15 protein-coding genes and 1 riboswitch are annotated in these 18076 nt (G+C 73.8%); of the genes, 10 read left to right on the top strand and 5 right to left on the bottom strand.

Annotated features, from left to right (window positions below; translation table 11 throughout):
• Window positions 1-61 precede the first annotated feature (61 nt).
• Window positions 62-1918 carry an alpha/beta fold hydrolase gene (locus DSM104299_RS23755; RefSeq protein WP_272474151.1) on the top strand — a complete coding sequence of 619 codons (1857 nt, stop codon included), beginning with the start codon at window positions 62-64 and terminating at the stop codon, window positions 1916-1918.
• Between the two features lie 52 nt (window positions 1919-1970).
• Here the strand turns inward: DSM104299_RS23755 and DSM104299_RS23750 are convergent, their stop codons facing one another.
• Both DSM104299_RS23750 and DSM104299_RS23745 read right to left on the bottom strand, forming a co-directional pair.
• Window positions 1971-3116, bottom strand: coding sequence for a glycosyltransferase (locus DSM104299_RS23750; protein WP_272474150.1), 1146 nt, complete (start codon window positions 3114-3116; stop codon window positions 1971-1973).
• A 3-nt stretch (window positions 3117-3119) separates the two neighbouring features.
• Entirely contained in the window at window positions 3120-4196 is a 1077-nt protein-coding gene (locus DSM104299_RS23745; RefSeq protein ID WP_272474149.1) for a glycosyltransferase, read from the bottom strand.
• A 94-nt stretch (window positions 4197-4290) separates the two neighbouring features.
• Between DSM104299_RS23745 and DSM104299_RS23740 the strand changes: the two genes are divergently transcribed.
• On the top strand, window positions 4291-5853 hold the full coding sequence (locus tag DSM104299_RS23740; protein WP_272474148.1) for a tyrosine-protein kinase domain-containing protein: 1563 nt from the start codon (window positions 4291-4293) through the stop codon (window positions 5851-5853).
• A gap of 4 nt (window positions 5854-5857) precedes the next feature.
• Complete coding sequence (locus tag DSM104299_RS23735; RefSeq protein WP_272474147.1) at window positions 5858-7342, top strand: O-antigen ligase family protein; 1485 nt, start codon at window positions 5858-5860, stop codon at window positions 7340-7342.
• On the opposite strand, the gene DSM104299_RS23730 is transcribed toward DSM104299_RS23735, so the two are convergent.
• A complete protein-coding gene (locus tag DSM104299_RS23730) occupies window positions 7263-8753 on the bottom strand; it encodes a lipopolysaccharide biosynthesis protein (protein WP_272474146.1) in 1491 nt (496 codons plus the stop codon). The genes DSM104299_RS23735 and DSM104299_RS23730 overlap by 80 nt on opposite strands.
• Window positions 8754-8851: 98 nt before the next feature.
• Here DSM104299_RS23730 and DSM104299_RS23725 point away from each other — a divergent pair, with 98 nt between their 5' ends.
• Together DSM104299_RS23725 and DSM104299_RS23720 are read left to right on the top strand one after the other, a co-directional pair.
• On the top strand, window positions 8852-9622 hold the full coding sequence (locus DSM104299_RS23725) for a polysaccharide deacetylase family protein (protein WP_272474145.1): 771 nt from the start codon (window positions 8852-8854) through the stop codon (window positions 9620-9622).
• Window positions 9623-9736: 114 nt separating this feature from the next.
• Window positions 9737-9815: riboswitch (cyclic di-GMP riboswitch) on the top strand.
• A gap of 58 nt (window positions 9816-9873) precedes the next feature.
• Window positions 9874-11235, top strand: a complete 1362-nt coding sequence (locus DSM104299_RS23720) for a right-handed parallel beta-helix repeat-containing protein (protein ID WP_272474144.1) — start codon at window positions 9874-9876, stop codon at window positions 11233-11235.
• Window positions 11236-11305: 70 nt separating this feature from the next.
• On the opposite strand, the gene DSM104299_RS23715 is transcribed toward DSM104299_RS23720, so the two are convergent.
• Entirely contained in the window at window positions 11306-11692 is a 387-nt protein-coding gene (locus tag DSM104299_RS23715) for a hypothetical protein (protein ID WP_272474143.1), read from the bottom strand.
• Window positions 11693-11771: 79 nt separating this feature from the next.
• On the opposite strand from DSM104299_RS23715, the gene DSM104299_RS23710 reads away from it, so the two are divergent.
• Window positions 11772-12896 (top strand): glycosyltransferase, encoded by a 1125-nt coding sequence (locus DSM104299_RS23710; protein WP_272474142.1) that lies wholly within the window; start codon window positions 11772-11774, stop codon window positions 12894-12896.
• Here the strand turns inward: DSM104299_RS23710 and DSM104299_RS23705 are convergent.
• The gene (locus tag DSM104299_RS23705) at window positions 12880-13674 is read right to left on the bottom strand and encodes a tyrosine-protein phosphatase (protein WP_272474141.1); all 795 of its coding nucleotides are present in this window, start codon (window positions 13672-13674) and stop codon (window positions 12880-12882) included. The two genes, DSM104299_RS23710 and DSM104299_RS23705, sit on opposite strands and share 17 nt — an antisense overlap.
• A gap of 86 nt (window positions 13675-13760) precedes the next feature.
• Here DSM104299_RS23705 and DSM104299_RS23700 point away from each other — a divergent pair, with 86 nt between their 5' ends.
• From DSM104299_RS23700 to DSM104299_RS23685, 4 genes are all read left to right on the top strand, one after another.
• Window positions 13761-15068 carry a cellulase family glycosylhydrolase gene (locus tag DSM104299_RS23700; RefSeq protein WP_272474140.1) on the top strand — a complete coding sequence of 436 codons (1308 nt, stop codon included), beginning with the start codon at window positions 13761-13763 and terminating at the stop codon, window positions 15066-15068.
• 85 nt (window positions 15069-15153) lie between these two features.
• On the top strand, window positions 15154-16107 hold the full coding sequence (locus DSM104299_RS23695) for a beta-keto acid cleavage family enzyme (RefSeq protein ID WP_272474139.1): 954 nt from the start codon (window positions 15154-15156) through the stop codon (window positions 16105-16107).
• Entirely contained in the window at window positions 16104-17342 is a 1239-nt protein-coding gene (locus tag DSM104299_RS23690; protein ID WP_272474138.1) for a CaiB/BaiF CoA transferase family protein, read from the top strand. Before DSM104299_RS23695 ends, DSM104299_RS23690 begins: the two co-directional genes overlap by 4 nt.
• Window positions 17339-18043 carry a MerR family transcriptional regulator gene (locus DSM104299_RS23685; RefSeq protein WP_272474137.1) on the top strand — a complete coding sequence of 235 codons (705 nt, stop codon included), beginning with the start codon at window positions 17339-17341 and terminating at the stop codon, window positions 18041-18043. The genes DSM104299_RS23690 and DSM104299_RS23685 overlap by 4 nt, the downstream gene beginning before the upstream one ends.
• Window positions 18044-18076 lie beyond the last annotated feature (33 nt).

The following is an 18076-nucleotide window of genomic DNA, read 5'->3' as shown; positions in this document are numbered from 1 at the left end:
CGGCGCCGGCCGTTCGTCCAAGCGGCCGTAGTCACCCCATAAGATGGCGCATCGTGAGCCGATGCGCGATTTCACGTCTGCGGCCATGAGCGGCGGCGCCTCCCAGATGCGGCCCCTGTACCTCGGCAGCGGCGCGTCGGCGGTCTTCGGGATCTACCACCCGCCGCCGGAGGCCGCGACGGGCGTGCCGGTGCTGATGTGCGGGCCGCTCGGCTTCGACGACGTGTGCTCGCACGCCACGCGCCGGCGGTGGGCCGAGCACCTCGCGGCGGAGGGCCATCCGGTCCTGCGCATCGACCTGCCGGGCACCGGCGACAGCGGTGGCACACCGCGCGACGCGGGGCTCGTGAGGACCTGGGTCGCGGGCGCGGACGCCGCCGCGCGGTGGCTCGCCCACGCCACCGCCACGCAAGACGTCGCCGCGATCGGCGTCGGCGTCGGCGGGCTCCTGCTCCGCGCGGCGGCCGCCGCGGGCGCGCCGCTGCGCGACCTCGTGCTGTGGGGGACGCCGGCCAACGGCCGCAAGGCCACGCGCGAGCTGCGGGCCTTCGCGCGGCTGGAGAAGGCCCGGCTCGAGGACGACGTCGTGCCGGAGGGCGGCCTGGCCGTCGGCGGGTACCTGCTCACCGCGGAGACCCTCGGCGCGCTCGCGGAGGTGGACCCGGCCGCGCTGGACGCCGCGCCGCCCGGCGGCGCCCGCGCGCTGCTGCTCGGCCGCGAGGACACCGCGGTCGACGAGGCGCTCGAGCGCGCCCTGGCGAGCGCCGGCTACGCGACGACGACGGCGCCTGGGCCGGGCCACGCCGAGATGATGGACGAGCCCTACCTCGGCAAGCAGCCGCCGGCGGAGGTCTTCGCGCGCGTGGACGCGTGGCTGGCCGACGCGGTGTGGGCGGCGGTCGACGGGCCGGTCCCGGACGACGGTCCCGGCGGCTACGCGACGCTCGAGCAGCCCGCGGCCGACGGCGGCGCCGTGCGCGAGTCGCCGTTCACGATCGAGCAGCCGTTCGGCAGGCTCTTCGGCGTGCTCGCCGAGCCGGCGAGCGGTCGCGTGCACGACCACGGCCTCTGCCTGGTGCTGCTCAACGCGGGCGCGCAGCGCCACATCGGACCCAACCGGATGTCGGTCGAGATCGCGCGCCGCTGGGCGGCGCGCGGCGTGCCGTCGCTGCGCTTCGACCTCGCCAACGTCGGCGAGTCCGACCCCGACGGCGAGCCGTGGGACGACGTCGAGGGCTTCTACACGGAGGCCTACGGCGCGCAGGTGCGCAGCGTGCTGGACGCGCTGCAGGCGGCCGGCCGCGGCGACCGCTTCGTGCTGATGGGGCTCTGCTCGGGCGGCTACTGGGCCTTCGAGACCTGCCTGACCGACGACCGCGCCGTGTCGGCGCTGATGCTCAACCCCGGCGCGCTGGTCTGGGATCCCGTGCGGCTGCTGGCCTGGCAGAGCCGCCGCTTCGCCAAGCTCCGCCACACGCACGTGTGGCTGCGGCTGGTGCGCGGCGAGGTGCCGCGCCGCGACCTGGCCCGCGCGATCCGGGGCGTCGTGGGCTGGCCGCTCGCCACGCTGCGACGCCTGCCGGCCCGGCTGCTGGCCCGGTTCTCGCGCGCAACGCCGCAGGACCCCGCCGACGCGGCGTTCGACCGGCTCCGCGACGCCGGCAAGCGGGGCCTGTTGATCTTCGGCGCCGGCGAGCAGCTGCGCGCCGACTACGAGAACACCGGCCTGTTCGCGCGCTTCGCGCGCTGGCCCAACGTCGAGCTGCACCTGTTCGAGGGCGAGGGCCAGGCGCACGAGCTCCAGCCGCTGCTGCTCCAGCAGCGCGCGCACGCGCTCGCCGACGCGGCGATCGAGCGCGAGGTCGCGCTCGCCGGGCCCGACACCGTCGTCGCCGCGCGCAGCGCGGCGAGCGGGTAGGGCCCTAGTAGTCCTCGGGCCGCGCGCAGCGCGGCGCGCGGGTAGCGCCCTACTAGTCCTCGGCCAGGAACCGGGCCAGCGACTGGGCCTCGTGCTCCATGGTGTGCTCGCGCACCCGCGCGGCGCCGGCGCGGATGAGGCGCTCGCGCAGCCCGGGCTCCTCGCGGACGCGGCGGACCGCGTCGGCGGCGGCGTCGCCGTCGCCGGCCGGGACGAGCAGCGCCGCGTCGCCGACGGCCGCGGCCACGCCGCCCACGTCGGTCGCGACGACCGGGATCCCGGCGGCGAACGCCTCGAACAGGACCTGGGGGAGGCCTTCGGTCCACGAGACGTGCAGGAACACGTCGGCGCCGCGGTACAGCTCCAGCAGGCCGCCGTCGATCGGCACGTAGCCGAGCAGGGCGACGGCGTCGTCGATCCCGAGCTCGGCGACGCGCGCGGCCAGCGCGTCGCGCTGCGGCCCGTCGCCGACGACGTCGAGGCGCGCGTCGACGCCGCGCGCCCGCAGCCCGGCGATCGCGTCGGCGAGCAGGAGCGGGTTCTTCTCCCGGTCCAGGCGCCCCACGGTCAGCACGCGCATCGGCGTCGCGGGCGTGCGCGCCACCGCGGCGTCGGCGGCGACCAGGTCGGCGTCGGATACGAGCGACACCGTGAGCGTGAGCACGCGCTTGGCCCGGTGGTAGTTGCGGGCCAGGTCCGGGCCGACGACGGCGACCGGCCAGCGCCGCGCCATGGTCTGGAAGGTGCGCTCGAGCACCGTCGCCGCCGCGTGGATCCAGCGTCGGTCCGGGTGCCGGCTGTGCACGTAGACGGGGTAGTCCTGGCGCACGCCCAGGTACACGCGCTTGCCGCGCGCGGCGGCGAGCAGCGCGAACGCGACCGCGTGGACGTAGGGCCCCATGAGCCACACGGTGTCGACGTCGTCGAGCATCCGCCAGAAGCGCACCGCCGAGCGGCCGAGCGAGCCGATCACGGCGAAGGGACGCGTGAGGCTGGAGTAGAACGGCAGGCCGACGAAGCCGACGTCGGGCGGCAGCGCGTAGTGCGAGCGGCCCGGCTCGGGCCGGAGGCGGCCGACCAGCGTCAGGTGCTCGACCTCAGGGGCCAAGGCCACCATGAACCGCACGAACGCGCGCTCGCCGGTGACGCCCTCGGCGTCCTGCATGTAGGTGTAGTCGGTGTAGACGGCGAGGCGCACCGCTCAGCGCTCCTGCTCGGTAGCGGCCGCGAGGCTCGGCGCGTCGACCGGGCCCGGGAAGGGCGCGCGCTCGGCCTCGCGCGGCGGCAGGCCCGCGGCGACCGTGACCGCCCGCCACGGCATGCCCCAGCGTCGCGCGCCGGCGAAGAACCCGACGCCGTGCGCGAGGTGCATCGTCAGCAGGACCTGCGCGACCCGCAGGCCGCGCGCCGGCCCGTGCTCCCGCGCGGTCCGCGCGGCGCCCGCGCCGATCGCGAGGCCGTAGAGCGCAGCGCCCACGCGGGCCAGGCGACGCACCGGGCGCGAGGGCGCCAGGACGGCGGTCGCGACGTCGACCACGACGAGCGGCGGCAGCAGCGCCGAGCGGCGCAGGCTGGTGGGATGGCGCAGCGCGGTCCGCGCCCGGTACTCGCCGTAGCCGCGGTACTGGCGCCAGAGCCCGCGGGCCGAGTCGCGCGGCAGGTAGCGCGCGGCCATCGCCGGCACGCAGACGATCCGCTGCCCGCGCCGCAGGAAGCGCGCCGCCATCTCGGAGTCCTGGTTGCGCGGCCAGCCCTCGTCCCAGCCGTCGTGGGCGAGGACGTCGGCGCGGCGCCACACGCCGCAGAAGACGCCGGTGTCGAGGTCGAACTCCGCCTCCCCAGCCGCCCACTTCTTGGAGGCGCCGCGGCCGAGCGGGCTGGCGAGCGCGTCGACGACGCCCTGCGACACGGGCCCGCGCGCCTCGGGCAGCTGCGGGCCGGCGACCCACGCGACGTCGCCGCGCTCCAGGCGCGCGACGCCGCGCGCCAGGTAGTCCGGGGGATAGAACGTGTGGCCGTCCATGCGCGCCACGTAGGTCCCGCGCGCCTCGCGCAGGCAGACGTTCAGGCCGCTCGCGGTCCCGCGCAGCGGGTTGTCGAGCACCCGGATGCGCGGGTCGCGCCGCGCCATCGCGGCGAGCCGCTCACGCGTGCCGTCGGCCGAGCCGCCGTCGGCGAACAGGAACTCCAGAAGGCCGTCGAACCGCTGCGACGCCATCACCGCGACGGTGGCCTCGATGCTCTCCGCCTCGTCGAGCACGGGCACGAGCACGCTCACGGCGACGGGCGGTCTTCCTGGGGCGTCGGTCATGGATCTGTCGCGGCGCCGACCAACCGTCCAAGCTGGCCGCACGATGACCTAGTATGCGGCAATGGCCGCATCCCAGGCGCCTCGTCCTTCGACGCCTGCGTGGCTCGCACCTCGCGCAGAGCTCCAAGGCTTCGCCCGCTATCTCTCGACGGTCCGCGAGCGGTGGTGGCTGGTCGCGGGCGTGACCGTGCTGGCCACGATCGCGGCGATCATCTACGTGGCCGTGGCCCCCAAGGTCTACGAGGCCGAGACCGACGTCCTCGTCACGCCGGTCGTCCAGGGCGACGCCTCGACCGACGGGCTCGGGCTGATCACCGAGTCCAACGACCCCACGCAGGTGGTCACGACCGCGGCGCGCCTGATCAGCACCAACAACATCGCGGCGCTGGCCGGCCGGCGCCTCAAGCTCAGCGACCCGCCCGGCGGGATCCTCGACAAGATGACCGTCGAGCCGATCGCGCAGAGCAACCTCGTCGCCGTCCGCGCCGAGGCCTCGACCGCGGCGGGGGCCCAGGAGCTGGCCAACGCCTACGCGCGGGCCGCCGTCGACGAGCGCACGCGCATCCTGCACGAGCAGCTCGACACGCTGATCCCGCGCCTGCAGGCGCAGGTCGCCAAGCTGCCCGCCGCCGACCAGACCGGCACCGGCACGCTCGGCGAGCGCGTCGCGGACCTCCAGGCGCTGCGCCAGGGCGACGACCCGACGGTGCGCGTCGCGGCGCGCGCGGTCACGCCGACGTCTCCGACGTCGCCCAAGACCAAGCTGTCGATCGTCGCCGGCATCGTCGCCGGCCTCATCCTCGGCCTCGGCGCGGCGTTCCTGGCCCAGACGCTCGACCCGCGCCTGCGGCGCGAGTCGCAGCTGCGCGACGTGTTCCGCCTGCCGATCCTCGCCCGCGTGCCCGATCGCCGCTCGGTGAGCCAGGGCGGCCCGGTGCCGCCGGACGCGATGCCCGTCGACACGTCGGAGGCCTTCCGGACGCTGCGCGCGACGCTGGCGGCCACCCTCGGCGAGGGCAGCCACTCGATCCTCGTCACGAGCTCCGCCACCGGCGAGGGCAAGACGACGACGGCCCTGAACCTCGCCCACGCGTTCGCGACGGCCGGCTACGACACGATCCTCATCGAGGCCGACCTGCGCCGCCCGACGATCGCCAAGGCGATCGGCGCCCGGCCGGTGGAGGGCCTCGGCTCGGTGCTGATCGGCCAGGCGCGGCTCGAGGACGCGCTGTTCTCGGTCGCGGAGATCAGCCCGCACCTCGACTTCCTGCTCGCCGACGGCGGTGGGCTCGTGGCCATCGACCGGCTGTCGCTGCCCGCGGCGCAGGAGCTCCTGCGCGCGGCCAAGGGCCTGGCCGACTTCGTGATCATCGACTCGCCGCCGCTCACCGAGGTCATCGACGCGCTGGCGCTCGCGCAGCAGGTCGACGCCGTGCTCATGGTCTCGCGCCTGGGCGTGAGCCGCCTTAACCGCCTCACCGACCTCGGCGAGCTGCTCGCGCAGGGCGGCATCACGCCGGCCGGCGTCGCGCTGCTGGGCACCGAGCACATCGTGGAGTCCGCGTACTACTACGCCGGACGTCCGCAAGAGCCGGCGCCCGGGCCGCCCGAGCCCGTCAGCTGACGCCGTGCCCGCCGGGCGGAGCCTTCCCTCCCCGCAGGTCCTGATCCCGCTGGGTGCGGGCTTCGTCGCGCTGATCCTCGGGGTGCTGAGCGGCGTCGACCCCAAGCTCGGGATCGGCGCGGCCGTCGGCCTGACGTTCGTGGGCATCGTCCTCGTCGACCTGTTCGCCGGCTTCGCGGTGATGATGCTCTTCGCCTACATGGAGACGCTGTCGACGCTGCAGGGGTTCAGCCTGGCCAAGGTCGCCGGCATCGTGATCGCCGGCTCCTGGCTGGCGATGATGACGTCGTCGCGGCGCGACGTGCGCAACCCGTTCGCCGAGCGCCCGGGCTTGATGTACGTGTTGCTGCTCTTCGTCGGCTGGACGGCGATCTCGATCACCTGGTCGGAGGACCGCGGGGAGGCCGCGACGAGCGTGACGCGCTACGCGCTCAACGCGCTGCTGATCCCGATCGCCTACACCGCCGTGCGCAACCGCGAGGACGTCGTGCGGCTGTTCGGCGTCCTGCTGGTCGGCGCCGGCGTCGCCGCGGTCTCCGGCATCGTCGACGCGCCGAACGCGTCGCAGTACGACGTCTCGCGCGCGTCCGGCACGGCCGGCGACCCCAACGAGCTGGCCGCGGCGCTGGTGATCGGCTTCGCGCTCGGCGCGGCGTTCGTGGTCAACCGCCACATCGACGTCCGCGCGCGGCTCGGGGCGGGGTTCGTCGCCCTGCTGTGCCTGGCCGGGATCGCGGCGACCCTGTCGCGCGGCGGTCTGATCGGCCTCGCGATCGCCGGGATGGTCGCCATCGTCGTCGGCGGCCGCTGGCGCGGTCGCGTGGTGGCGGCTGCGTTCGGCGTCGCGCTGCTCGCGATCACCTACTTCGCGGTCTTCGCGTCGAGCGACGCGCGGGACCGCGTGCTCGTGTCCAACGGCGGGTCGGGACGCATCGACCTGTGGACGATCGGCCTGCGCATGTTCGACGCCCATCCGATCCGCGGCATCGGCACCGGCCAGTACATCACCTCCTCGGTGCACTACCTGCTGCGGCCGGGCGCGTTCGAGCGCGGCGACCTGATCCTCACCGCGCCGAAGATCGCGCACAACACCTACCTCGGCACGCTGGCGGAGCTCGGTGCCGTCGGCCTGGCGCTGTTCCTCGCGATCGTCGTGATGTGCGCCCGGAGCATGTGGCTGGCCGTCAAGACGTTCGAGGCCCAGGACGACGAGCGCCTCGAGATCCTGTGCCGCGGGCTGGTCGTCGGCTGCGCCGGCTACGCGGCGTCGCTGTTCTTCATCTCCGAGAACTACAAGAAGGTCATGTGGCTGGTCTTCGCGCTCGGCCCCGTCCTGCTCGCGGTCGCGCGCAGCCGCTCGGAGGCGGCGCGCGATCCCGGCGTGGCCGGCGGCCCGGCGCCGCTGGCCCTCACGGGACCGCGGGACCCCGACGACGACGCAGCAGGTCCTGCAGGTCCCGCGCGTCCTGTCGTCGGAGCTCGCGCGTGACGACCAGCGCGGCGGCGTAGGCCAGCGGGCCGGCGACCGCGCCCGCGAGGATGCGCCACAGCGGCAGGTCGCCGGTGCCGAGCGCCAGCAGCACGGCGGACATCGCGCCGGCCGCCACGAGGCCGCGCAGCGTCGTGACCACCACGGGCCGGATCGGGACGCCGGCGCTGCGGTTGAGGATCAGGATGTGCGACGGGACCCAGACGATGTAGGCGACGCTGGTCCCGATCGCCGCCGCGACGACGCCGAGCGTCGGCAGCAGCGTGACGTCGATCACCACGTTGATGGTCACCATCGCGATCGCGATCGGCACGCGCCGGCGGCCCTCGCCGAGGTAGTTGACGCTGACGGTCACCAGCTGCGCGATGCCCGCGAGCACGACGAACGGCACGAGCGCGCGCAGCACGCCCGGCGCCTCCGGGAACTTGTCGCCGAACAGGAGGTGGATGATCGTCTCCGGCCACACGAGCAGCGGCGCGACCCAGACCAGCTGGATGATCGTGGTCAGCCGCAGCGCGGCGACGAACGTCCGGACGTCGGGCCCGCTGGAGCCGCGCGCCAGCCGGGGCGCGACCGCCGAGGAGATCGCCGCGACGGGGTAGTCGAGGAACGCCGCCAGGCGCATCGGCAGCTCGAACGCGGCGACCTTCTCGGCGCTGCCCAGGATCGCGGCGATGAGCAGGACGTCGATGCTCTCGAACAGCCGGAAGGCCACGTCGACCGCGATCAGCGGGGCCGCGTAGCGGAGGATCTGCTCGCGCGTGACCGCGTTCGGGCGCCGGGCCTGCGGCGCGCGCCGCAGCGAGCCGAGCAGGCGCCCGAGCAGGACGAGCCCGACGACGAGGCCGACCGCGTAGCCGATCGCGCGCCCGAAGGCGGCGCCGCCCGCGCCCGCGCCGAGCAGCACGAGGACGACCGACGCGCTGACCTCGACCGCGCTCTCGCAGAACGCGATCAGCGCGTTGTAGCGGATGCGGGCGAGCGAGACGAACGTCGCCAGGACGAACAGGAACAGCGTCTCGCTACAGGCCGAGACCGCGACGCCGCGGACCGCCCAGACCGCCTCCGGGACGCCGAACACGTCGCACAGCGGCACGGCCACAGCGAACAGCGCGGCCGAGGTGGCGAAGGCGAGCAGCACCTTGGCCCGCAGCGAGATGCGGACGACGTCGGCCGCGCCCTCCAGGTCGTCGCGGCGCTCGCTGACGAAGCGCTGCGCCGAGGACGAGATGCTGAGGTCGGACACCAACGAGACGAGCATCCCGACGCTCAACGCGAAGGCGAAGGCGCCGTAGGCCTGCTCGCTGAGGTTGCGGCCGAGGAAGATCGTCAGGGCGGCCGTGAGGACCGCGCCGACCATCTTGGCGGCGAACGCGAACGCCGCGTTGCGGGTGACGCTGTCCTCCTGCACGTCAGCGGCGCGGCGGCGTGAACGGCATCGGCGACGTATCCTACGACCCCCGTCTGGATTTCGGCCGAACCGCCGGAGCCGGGCGTGCCCACCTCGCCGTGAGCGATCTTCTCGTCCTCTGCTACCACGCCGTGAGCCCGACCTGGCCGGCGGCGCTCTCGGTCACGCCCGAGGCGCTCGACCGCCAGCTCGGCGGTCTCGCGCGTCGCGGTTACCGCGGCGCGCGCTTCACCGACGCGCTCCGCGCCCCGGATGCCGGCCGGACCGTCGTCGTGACGTTCGACGACAACTACCGCTCGGTCCTGGAGCTCGCCAAGCCGATCCTCGACCGCTATGCGATGCCGGGCACGCTGTTCGTCCCGACCGACTGGGTCGACGATCCGCGGCCGATGCGCTGGCCGGGCATCGACCGCTGGCTCGGCACCGAGCACGAGGACGAGTTGCACGCGCTGGGCTGGGACGAGCTGGCCGGGCTGCAGCGCGACGGCTGGGAGATCGGCTCCCACACCCGCTCGCACCCGCACCTCACGCAGGTCGACGACGACGCGGCGCTGCGCGAGGAGCTGGAGGGGTCCAAGGCGACGATCGAGGAGCGCCTCGGCGTCCCGTGCACCTCGCTCGCCTATCCCTACGGCGACGCCGACGCGCGCGTCGAGCGCGCCACCGCCGCGGCCGGGTACGAGGCCGCCGGGACGATCCCACGCAAGCTTCCGGAGCCGCGCCCGCTGGCGTGGCCGCGCGCGCCGATCTTCCACGACGACGGGCCGTTGCGCGCGCGGATCAAGCTCTCGCCGCTGGCCCGGGCCGTCCGCGCCTCGCGCGCGATGGCGCCGCTCGAGCGCGCCCGCATCGCGCTCTCGCGGGCCTGAGGCGGCCCCGCCGGGTCTTCCGGCTGACCTGCCTTGGGCCATCTGTCCAGATCTTGGACCGTCGCTGCAGCTTCGACTGCGGCGACACGATCCTCCTAAGGAAAGCGGCAACGCTGTCGACAAAGGCAAACCGTTCGTGAGGACGGGACGCAAAGCCACGGGGCTCCGACACGGAGTCAGCCGGGCCGCCGAAGACAGGCACCCGAGTGGACGGCGGGCCGAAAGAGCACCAAGCCCCCAAAGGTCCACCTGTGCGTCTCCCCACCGTTCCCACGCTCGCCGTCGTTATCGGCAGCTCAGTACTGGCGCTTGCTGCGGGCTCGCCCGCCCAGGCCGCAACCACCTGCGACAAGGTCGCGTCGACCACCGGCAACGACGCCGCGGCTGGGACCGTCGCCGCGCCGCTGCGCTCCGCGCAGAAGCTCGCCGACACGCTCGCGCCCGGTCAGACCGGCTGCCTGCGCGCCGGCACCTACGGCCAGAACGTCGCGGTGTCGCGTGCGCAGATCACGCTCACGTCCTACCCCGGCGAGAAGGCCAAGGTCGTCGGCCGCTTCTGGATCAAGCAGGGCGCCGACCGCGTGACGGTCTCGAACCTCCTGCTCGACGGCGCCAACAGCTCCGGGCTGCCCTCGCCGACGGTCAACGGCAACAACGACACGTTCGTCGGCAACGACGTCAGCAACGAGCACACGGTCATCTGCTTCAACATCGGCAACGACGACGGCTGGGGCCGCGCCGCCGGCACGGTCATCCGCGGCAACCGCATCCACGACTGCGGCGGCCCGGGCACGAACCGCAACCACGGCATCTACGTCGTGGCGGCCGACAACACGCAGATCCTCGACAACGTCATCTACAACAACGCCGACCGCGGCGTGCAGCTGTACCCCAACGCCCAGGGCACGGTCGTGCGCGGCAACATCATCACCGGCAACGGCGAGGGCGTCATCTTCTCCGGCGACGGCGGCACCGCGTCGAGCAACAGCATCGTCGAGAACAACATCATCTCGGACTCGACGATCCGCACCAACGTCGAGTCGTGGTACCCGGCCGGCAACCCCGTCGGCACCAACAACGTCGTCCGCAACAACTGCATCGGGTCGGCCGCCAAGGGCGCCTACGACACGAGCGGCGGCGGCTTCACGATGGGCAGCAACGTCAGCGGCGACCCGAAGTTCGTCAACCGGGCCAGCACGGACTTCCGCCTCGCATCGGGCAGCCCGTGCCTGTCGGCGCTGAGCGCGAGCGCCGCGCCGGCCGGCCTGGCCGCCGAGACGCCGAGCTCGCTGGCGAGTGCCACCCCGGCGGCCCCGGTCACGCCGACGCCGACGCCGACTCCCACGCCGACGCCGACGCCGACTCCCACGCCGACGCCGACGCCGACCCCCACGCCTGCGCCGAAGCCGACGCCGACCCCGACGACGCCGCCCGTCACGACCAAGCCCACGACGCCGACGTCGACGACCAAGCCGCCGGTCAAGCGCCCCGTGACGCACAGGAAGTCCAAGCCCAAGGCGAAGTCCGCCAGCGTCAAGGCGAAGAAGTCCGCCGCCAAGAAGAAGGCCGCGGCGAGGAAGTCCGCGGCCAAGAAGCACGCCGCCCGGCGCTAGCCGGCCGCTCGACGCCGGGCTGCATCACGTCGGCGACCGCGATCGAGACGGCGAACGTCGCGACCAGCAGCTAGCCGAGCGCGACGTCGTCGAACCGGTGCACGATCGCCAGCAGCACGATCGTGCGCATCGGCACGCCGACCGCGGTCAGCACGACCGACGCGACGACGCAGCGCCACCACCCGAACGCCGCGACGGCGGCGATCAGGAGCGGGAACGCGAGCGAGATGCGCCTCTCGTCGCTCAGCGACCAGATGACCGGGACGTACTGCGCGTCGTCGCGGCAGTGGCTGACCAGCAGCACGTGCTGGGCGAAGACCATGTGAAGCGGGCTGTAGAGTGCCACGTTCCAGAAGGTGAAGCCGTTCACGCGGCTGGCACCGTCGACCGCGGGCAGCGCGAGCGTCAGGTGGCCGAGCACCACGCAGACGGCGGCGAGCCCACGCACCGCATCCAACTCGGCGATCCGTCCCGCTGCCCATGACCAAAGCACCGTAGTGCAGAGCACGGCGTCAGACGCCCGCAGGCTCCATGTGGTGACGCTCATCGACGTGGTCGCCGAGATCGGCGGTGCCGAGGTCCTCGCGGTCGAGCTGCTGCGCGGGCTGGACCCCGACGCGTTCCGGCGCACGCTGGTCGTCTACCGGCGCCTGGAGCCCGGCTCGCGCGAGCGCGAGAGCCAGGAGCGCGTCGTCGCCGGGCTGCGGGCGGACGGCGTGCGAGTCGTCACGCTGGAGGGCACCAGCCGCTACGACGTCCAGTCGTGGCGGCCGTTCGCGCGGCTGCTGCGCCGCGGCGACGTCGACGTCGTCCACTCGCACCTGTTCGGGCCGAACCTGTGGGCGGCGCTGTGGACGCGGATCGCGCCGCGCACGGCGTTCGTGGCCCACGAGCACACGTGGTCCTACGAGGGCCGGCCGCTGCGCAAGCTCGCCGACCGCTGGGTCGTCGCGGCCGCGTCCGACGCATTCCTCGCCGTCTCCGAGCAGGACCGCCGCCAGATGCTCGAGCGCGAGCACATCCCGGCCGCGGCGATCCGCGTGCTGCCCAACGGCATCGCGCCGCCGGCCGCGCCGGTGGTCGACCTCCGCGCCCAGCTCGGCGTCCCGGCCGGCGCGCCGCTGATCGGCAGCGTCGGGCTGCTGCGCCCGCAGAAGGACTTCGGCACGCTGATCCGCGCGCACGCCACGGTCGTGGCCCGCCACCCGGAGGCGCGGCTGGCGATCCTGGGCGACGGCGAGGAGGGCGACGCGCTGCGGAGCCTGGTCGACGAGCTCGGCCTCGGCGACCGCGTGCTGCTGCCCGGCTTCCAGGAGGGCGGCGCGGCGGCCGCCGCGGCGTTCGACGTCGCCGTCAACTCCTCGACGTTCGAGGGCTCGTCGCTCGCGATCATCGAGTACATGGCCTTGGGTCGCCCGATCGTCGCCACTTCCGTCGGCGGCACGCCCGACCTGCTGGCCGGCGGCGCGGCGGGCGTGCTCGTCGAGCCACGCGATCCGCAGGCGTTCGGGACGGCGGTCGCCGACCTGCTCGACGATCCCGCGCGCGCGCAGCGGCTCGGGGCGCGCGCGCAGGAGCGCCAGCGCGCCGAGTACGACGTCGGCGTCCAGGTCCGGCGCCTCGAGGCGCTGTACCGGGAGCTGGTCAGCCGCCGGGCCTGAAGCGCCGGCGCATGCGGCCGACCCGGGACTCGGCGAAGGCCTCGGTGAGCGGGGCGCCGGGGAACCGGGTGCCCGTCAGGATCGCGCGGGGCATGGCCTCGGCGAACCAGCCGAGGTGCGGGGCGATGAGCCGCCCGAGGTCCCCGGACTCCGCGATCGGCCCCGCGATGCCGGGCGGCCGGCCGGCGAGGTCATGCATGTCGCTGCAGATGTCGTGCACGAGGCCCTCGCGGAGCAGCAGCTCGGCGAGCTTGGCCGCGGGTTCGCCGAAGCGCCCGGAGAACGAGCTGGCGGTCACCGACATCAGGACGCCGCGTGCCGCCAGGCGGCGCAGGTTCTCGGGGTTCTGCTGGAACTGCGGGCTGCGCTCCGGGTGGGCCAGCACGACGCGGAAGCCCCGCTCCTGGGCGGTGATCACCGACGGCTCCGCGTCGCCGGCGCGGGAGGTGAGCGGCGCCTCCAGCAGCAGGAAGCGACCACGGCCGAGGCGCAGCGCGGCGAGCTCGTCGTCGTCGCGCTCGGCCAGCATCTCCAGCGCCACCTCCGCGCCGGGCCGCAGGGTCAGGGGCATGCCGCGCTGCTCGAGCGCGTCACGCAGTTGCGCGACGCCCTCGTGGATGGCCGCGGCCTGCGTCGGGAAGGTGGGCGAGACGTGGGTGGTCGCGCAGACCATCGTCACGCCGGCCGCGAGCGTCGCGCGGGCGAGCTCCAGAGCGTCGTCGAGCGTGGCCGGGCCATCGTCCAGGCCGGGCAGGATGTGGCAATGGAGGTCGACCACGGCCGGCGGAGGGTAATCGGTCCGGGCGTCAGAGCGGATTCGACCCTCCGGACGTCGGAGCATCGCGTTGTATCCTGACGCGTGCTTTGAAGATCACGTCTTCCCGGCCCGGGCAGGGGCGCATGCTGGCCGGGGTCGTGGCAGCGGCCGCGCTCGCCCTCGCACCTGCCGCTCACGCCGCCAAGCCCCTGGGCGCGCAGATCGACAGCGTCACGGCGTCCACGCCGCAGGCGCGGATCGCCAACCAGGTCGCGGCGGCCTCCGCCGTGCACGCCAACACGCTGCGCGTGGAGGTCGACTGGAGCGCGCTGGAGCCGCACGCCCAGGGCGCCTACGACCCGGACTACCTGGCCAAGCTGGATCGCACGATCCAGGGCGCCGCGCAGCGCGGGATCAAGAGCCTCGTCTTCCTCGACCGCTCGCCCTGCTGGGCGTCGTCGGCGCCGCGGAAGCCCGACTGCGCCGCGCGCGGGTCGAACACCTTCGAGGTTACGCGCTACGGGCCCACCGATCCGCAGACCTACGTCCAGGCCGCGACGTTCCTGGCCACGCGCTACGGCGCCGCGCTCGCGGCGTTCGAGATCTGGAACGAGCCGGACCAGTCCAACGAGAAGTACTGGGCCGGCCCGGACAAGGTCAAGCGCTACGTCGCGCTGATGAAGGCGGTCTACGCGCCGCTCAAGCAGGCCAACCCGCTGCTGCCCGTGCTCGCCGGCTCGTTCGTCGGGACCAACGGCGCGTGGCTGAAGGCGATGTACGCCGCCGGCGCCAAGGGCTCCTACGACGGCCTCGCCGTGCACTTCTACGACTTGCCGCTGCTGGCGCTGAAGACCACGCACGCCGTCCAGACGGCGAACGGCGACGACAAGCCGCTGTGGCTGACCGAGTTCGGCTGGACGAGCTGCCTGCGCAAGGGCGGCCCCAAGTTCCTGGCCGACCATCCGTGCGTGACGCTCGCCCAGCAGGCGCGCGGGGTCGCCGACGTCTACCGCGCCGTTGCCCGGACCCCGTGGATCGCCGGGGCGACGATGTACATGCTGCGCGACCAGAGCACCGCCTACCAGTTCGGCCTGCTCGATCGTGCGGACAAGCGCAAGCCGTCGTTCACCGCGGCTCGCAGGGCCCTGCTCCATCCGCGGACCGGCGCGCTGACCCGGCCGACCGCGCGCCTGCGCCGCAGCGGCCGGCACCTGGTGCTGTCCGGGACCGGCTCGGTGGCCGACATGTACGTCGTCCGGGCCTACCAGGGCACGACGCTGCGCTACCGCGCGACGCTGCGGACGACCGGCAGCGGGACATACCGGCTGGCGCTGCCGAGCGTGCTCGGCACGAGTGGGCTGAAGGTCCGGATCCAGTCCGACTGGACCGGCCGCTCCGTGACGCGGCGCAGCTAGCCCGCGCGAGGGTTGCTCGCCGCCGCGCGATGCGGCAGAGTAGGAAGTGGCACGTCCCACTTTCCACCTTTGGAGCGAGCGAGCCTTGAGCCTCGAGGATCCCGTCGTCATCACCTGCGCCATCTCCGGCGCGCTGGCCAACCGCGACCAGTGCCCGGCGATCCCGTACACGCCCGACGAGTACGCCGCCGAGGCGCGGCGGATCGTGGACGAGGGCGGCGTGCACATCCACATCCACGCGCGCAGGCCCGACGGGACGCCGAGCTACGAGAGCGAGGACTTCACCGCGATCCACGACGCGATCCGGGCCGAGGTCGGCGACGCCGCGATCCTCAACTTCTCCACCGGCACGATCGGCGTCAGCGTCGAGCAGCGCATCGCCTACCTGCGCGCGTGCCCGCCGGAGGTCGCCGCGCTCAACATGGGGTCCATGAACTACGCCAAGTACTCGGCGCGGCGCAAGGACTTCGTGTTCTCGACGGTCTTCCCGAACCCGTTCGACGAGATCATCGAGTTGTTGAAGGCCATGAAAGAGCTCGGGATCAAGCCCGAGCACGAGTGCTTCGACCTCGGCCACGTCGGCTCGCTGCGCCCGCTGATCGACATGGGGCTGTTGGAAGGGCCGCTGCACGCGGACTTCGTCATGGGCGTCGTCGGCGGGGTCCCGCCGACCGCGCGCAACCTCGCCGCGATGGCCGAGAACCTGGCCTGGGCGGGCCAGGGCCTGGACGCCCACTGGGGCGTCATCGGGATCTCGCGCGTGCAGTGGACGCTGCTGGCCGCGGCGCTGTCGCTGGGCGGCTCGATCCGCGTCGGGCTGGAGGACAACCTGTACCTGCCCGACGGCGCGATGGCCACGTCCAACGGCGAGCTGATCGCCAAGGCGCGGCAGATGACCGAGGACGCGGGGCGCCGGCCGGCCACCGTCGAGGAGGCGCGCGCGTTGCTGGGGCTCGCGGAACGCCCGCCCAGGGGGCGAGGTTCCGGGCGGCCGCTCGCCCAGGGGCTCGCTCCCGCGGGCGCGGAGTCCTCGTCGTGACCGGTGCTCTGCCGTTCGAAGGGCTCAAGGTGCTGGACCTGAGCCGGCTGCTGCCCGGCGGGTTCTGCTCGCTGCTGCTCGCCGACTTCGGCGCCGACGTCATCAAGGTCGAGGACACCGGCATGGGCGACTACGTCCGCTGGTCGCCGCCGGCGTTCGAGGGCGCGGAGGAGACGGCGAAGGGCGCGTTGTTCCTGTCCTTGAACCGCGGCAAGCGGTCGGTCCGGATCGACCTCAAGAGCGCGGCCGGCCGCGACGTGCTGCTGCGGCTCGCCCGCGACGCCGACGTGCTGCTGGAGTCCTTCCGCCCGGGCGTGCTCGACCGCCTCGGCGTCGGCTACGAGCGGCTCAGGCAGGAGAACCCCAGGCTCGTCTACTGCGCGATCACCGGCTACGGCCTGACGGGGCCCAACGTCGCGCGCTCGGGCCACGACATGAACTACCTGGGGCTCAACGGCGTCCTGGCGATCAGCGGCGACGCCGACGGCCCGCCGCTCCAGGCCGGCGGCCAGATCGCCGACCTCGGCGGCGGCGCGCTGATGGCCGCGTTCGGGATCCTCGCCGCGCTGCGCGAGCGCGACCGCAGCGGCGAGGGCCAGCTCGTCGACGTCTCGATGTTCGACGGCGCGCTGTCGTGGCTGGCGATGGTCGCCGCGCGCGTGTTCGCGGCGGGCGAGCGGCCGCGCCGCGGCTCGGAGCTGCTCAGCGGCTCGCTGCTCTGCTACCGCCCGTACCGGTGCGCGGACGGCTGGGTGACGCTCGGCGCGCTGGAGCCGAAGTTCTTCGCCGCCTGGTGCGCGGGCGTCGAGCGGCCCGACCTGGTGGAGAAGCAGTTCGAGCGGCCGGGCAGCGCCGCGCACGCCGAGGTCGAGGCGATCTTCCTCCAGCGCACGCGCGACGAGTGGGCCGCGTTCGCCGACGCGCACGACTGCTGCCTGGAGCCGGTGCTCGAGGTCGAGGAGGCGCTGGAGTCCGAGCTCGTGCGCGCGCGAGAGATGGTGATCGAGTTCGAGCAGCCCGGCGCGGGCAAGGTGAAGGGGTTGGGCATGCCGGTCAAGCTGTCGCGCACGCCCGGGCGGGTGCGCTCCGGCGGCCCGGCGCTGGGCGAGCACACCGAGCAGGTGCTGGCGCAGGCCGGCTTCGCCCCCGAGGAGATCGCTCAGCTCGTCGAGGACGGCGCCGTCGCCACCGCCGCCTCCGTCGCGACCGGAAGCAGCTTCCTGGCCCAACCGTGAACGACAACGGCCTCCTCAAGATGAGCGAGCTCGCCCAGCGCTCCGGCGTCTCGGCGGGCACGATCAAGCACTACCTCCGCGAGGGGCTGCTCGGCGACGGCGAGGGCGTGGTGCGCACGTCGCGCAACATGGCCTACTACCCGCCGGCCTACGTCGAGCGCATCACCTTGATCAAGCGGCTGCAGGAAGACCGCTTCATGCCGCTGAAGGTGATCAAGGGGATGTTGGACACCGACCCCGACCGGGCGCTCGCGCTGGTCGAGTTGGAGGACAAGATCCTCGAGCGCGCGCTGGAGCAGCGCGAGTCGGCGCGCGTGAGCCCGGCGGAGATCAAGCGCCGCTACGACCTGCCCGAGAACGTGCTCGAGCGGCTGGCCGAGATCGGCGTGCTGACGCCCAACGCCCGCGGCTACGACGCCGACGACGTCGCGATCGTCGAGGCGATGGTGCGCTTCCGCGCCGGCGGCTACGACGAGACGCTGGGCTTCACCGTCTACGACACGCTGCGCTACCGCGAGGCCCTGCAGCCGCTGGTCGAGGAGGAGATCGCGACCATGTTGGGGCGGTTGGCCGGCGAGGTCGAGCCCGACCGCGCGGCCGACATCATCGCCTCGGGCGCCGACCCGCTGCGCGAGCTGCTCGGCGCGATGCACTCCAAGCTGCTGCTGGCCGAGCTGCGCCGGCAGGCCGGCGAGCGCTGACCTCACGGCGCGGGTCTCGCGTGCGTTTCGGCA

Origin of the sequence: Baekduia alba (assembly GCF_028416635.1) — a bacterium.
Lineage (GTDB): Bacteria > Actinomycetota > Thermoleophilia > Solirubrobacterales > Solirubrobacteraceae > Baekduia > Baekduia alba.
This window is presented reverse-complemented; position numbering and strand designations above follow the sequence as displayed.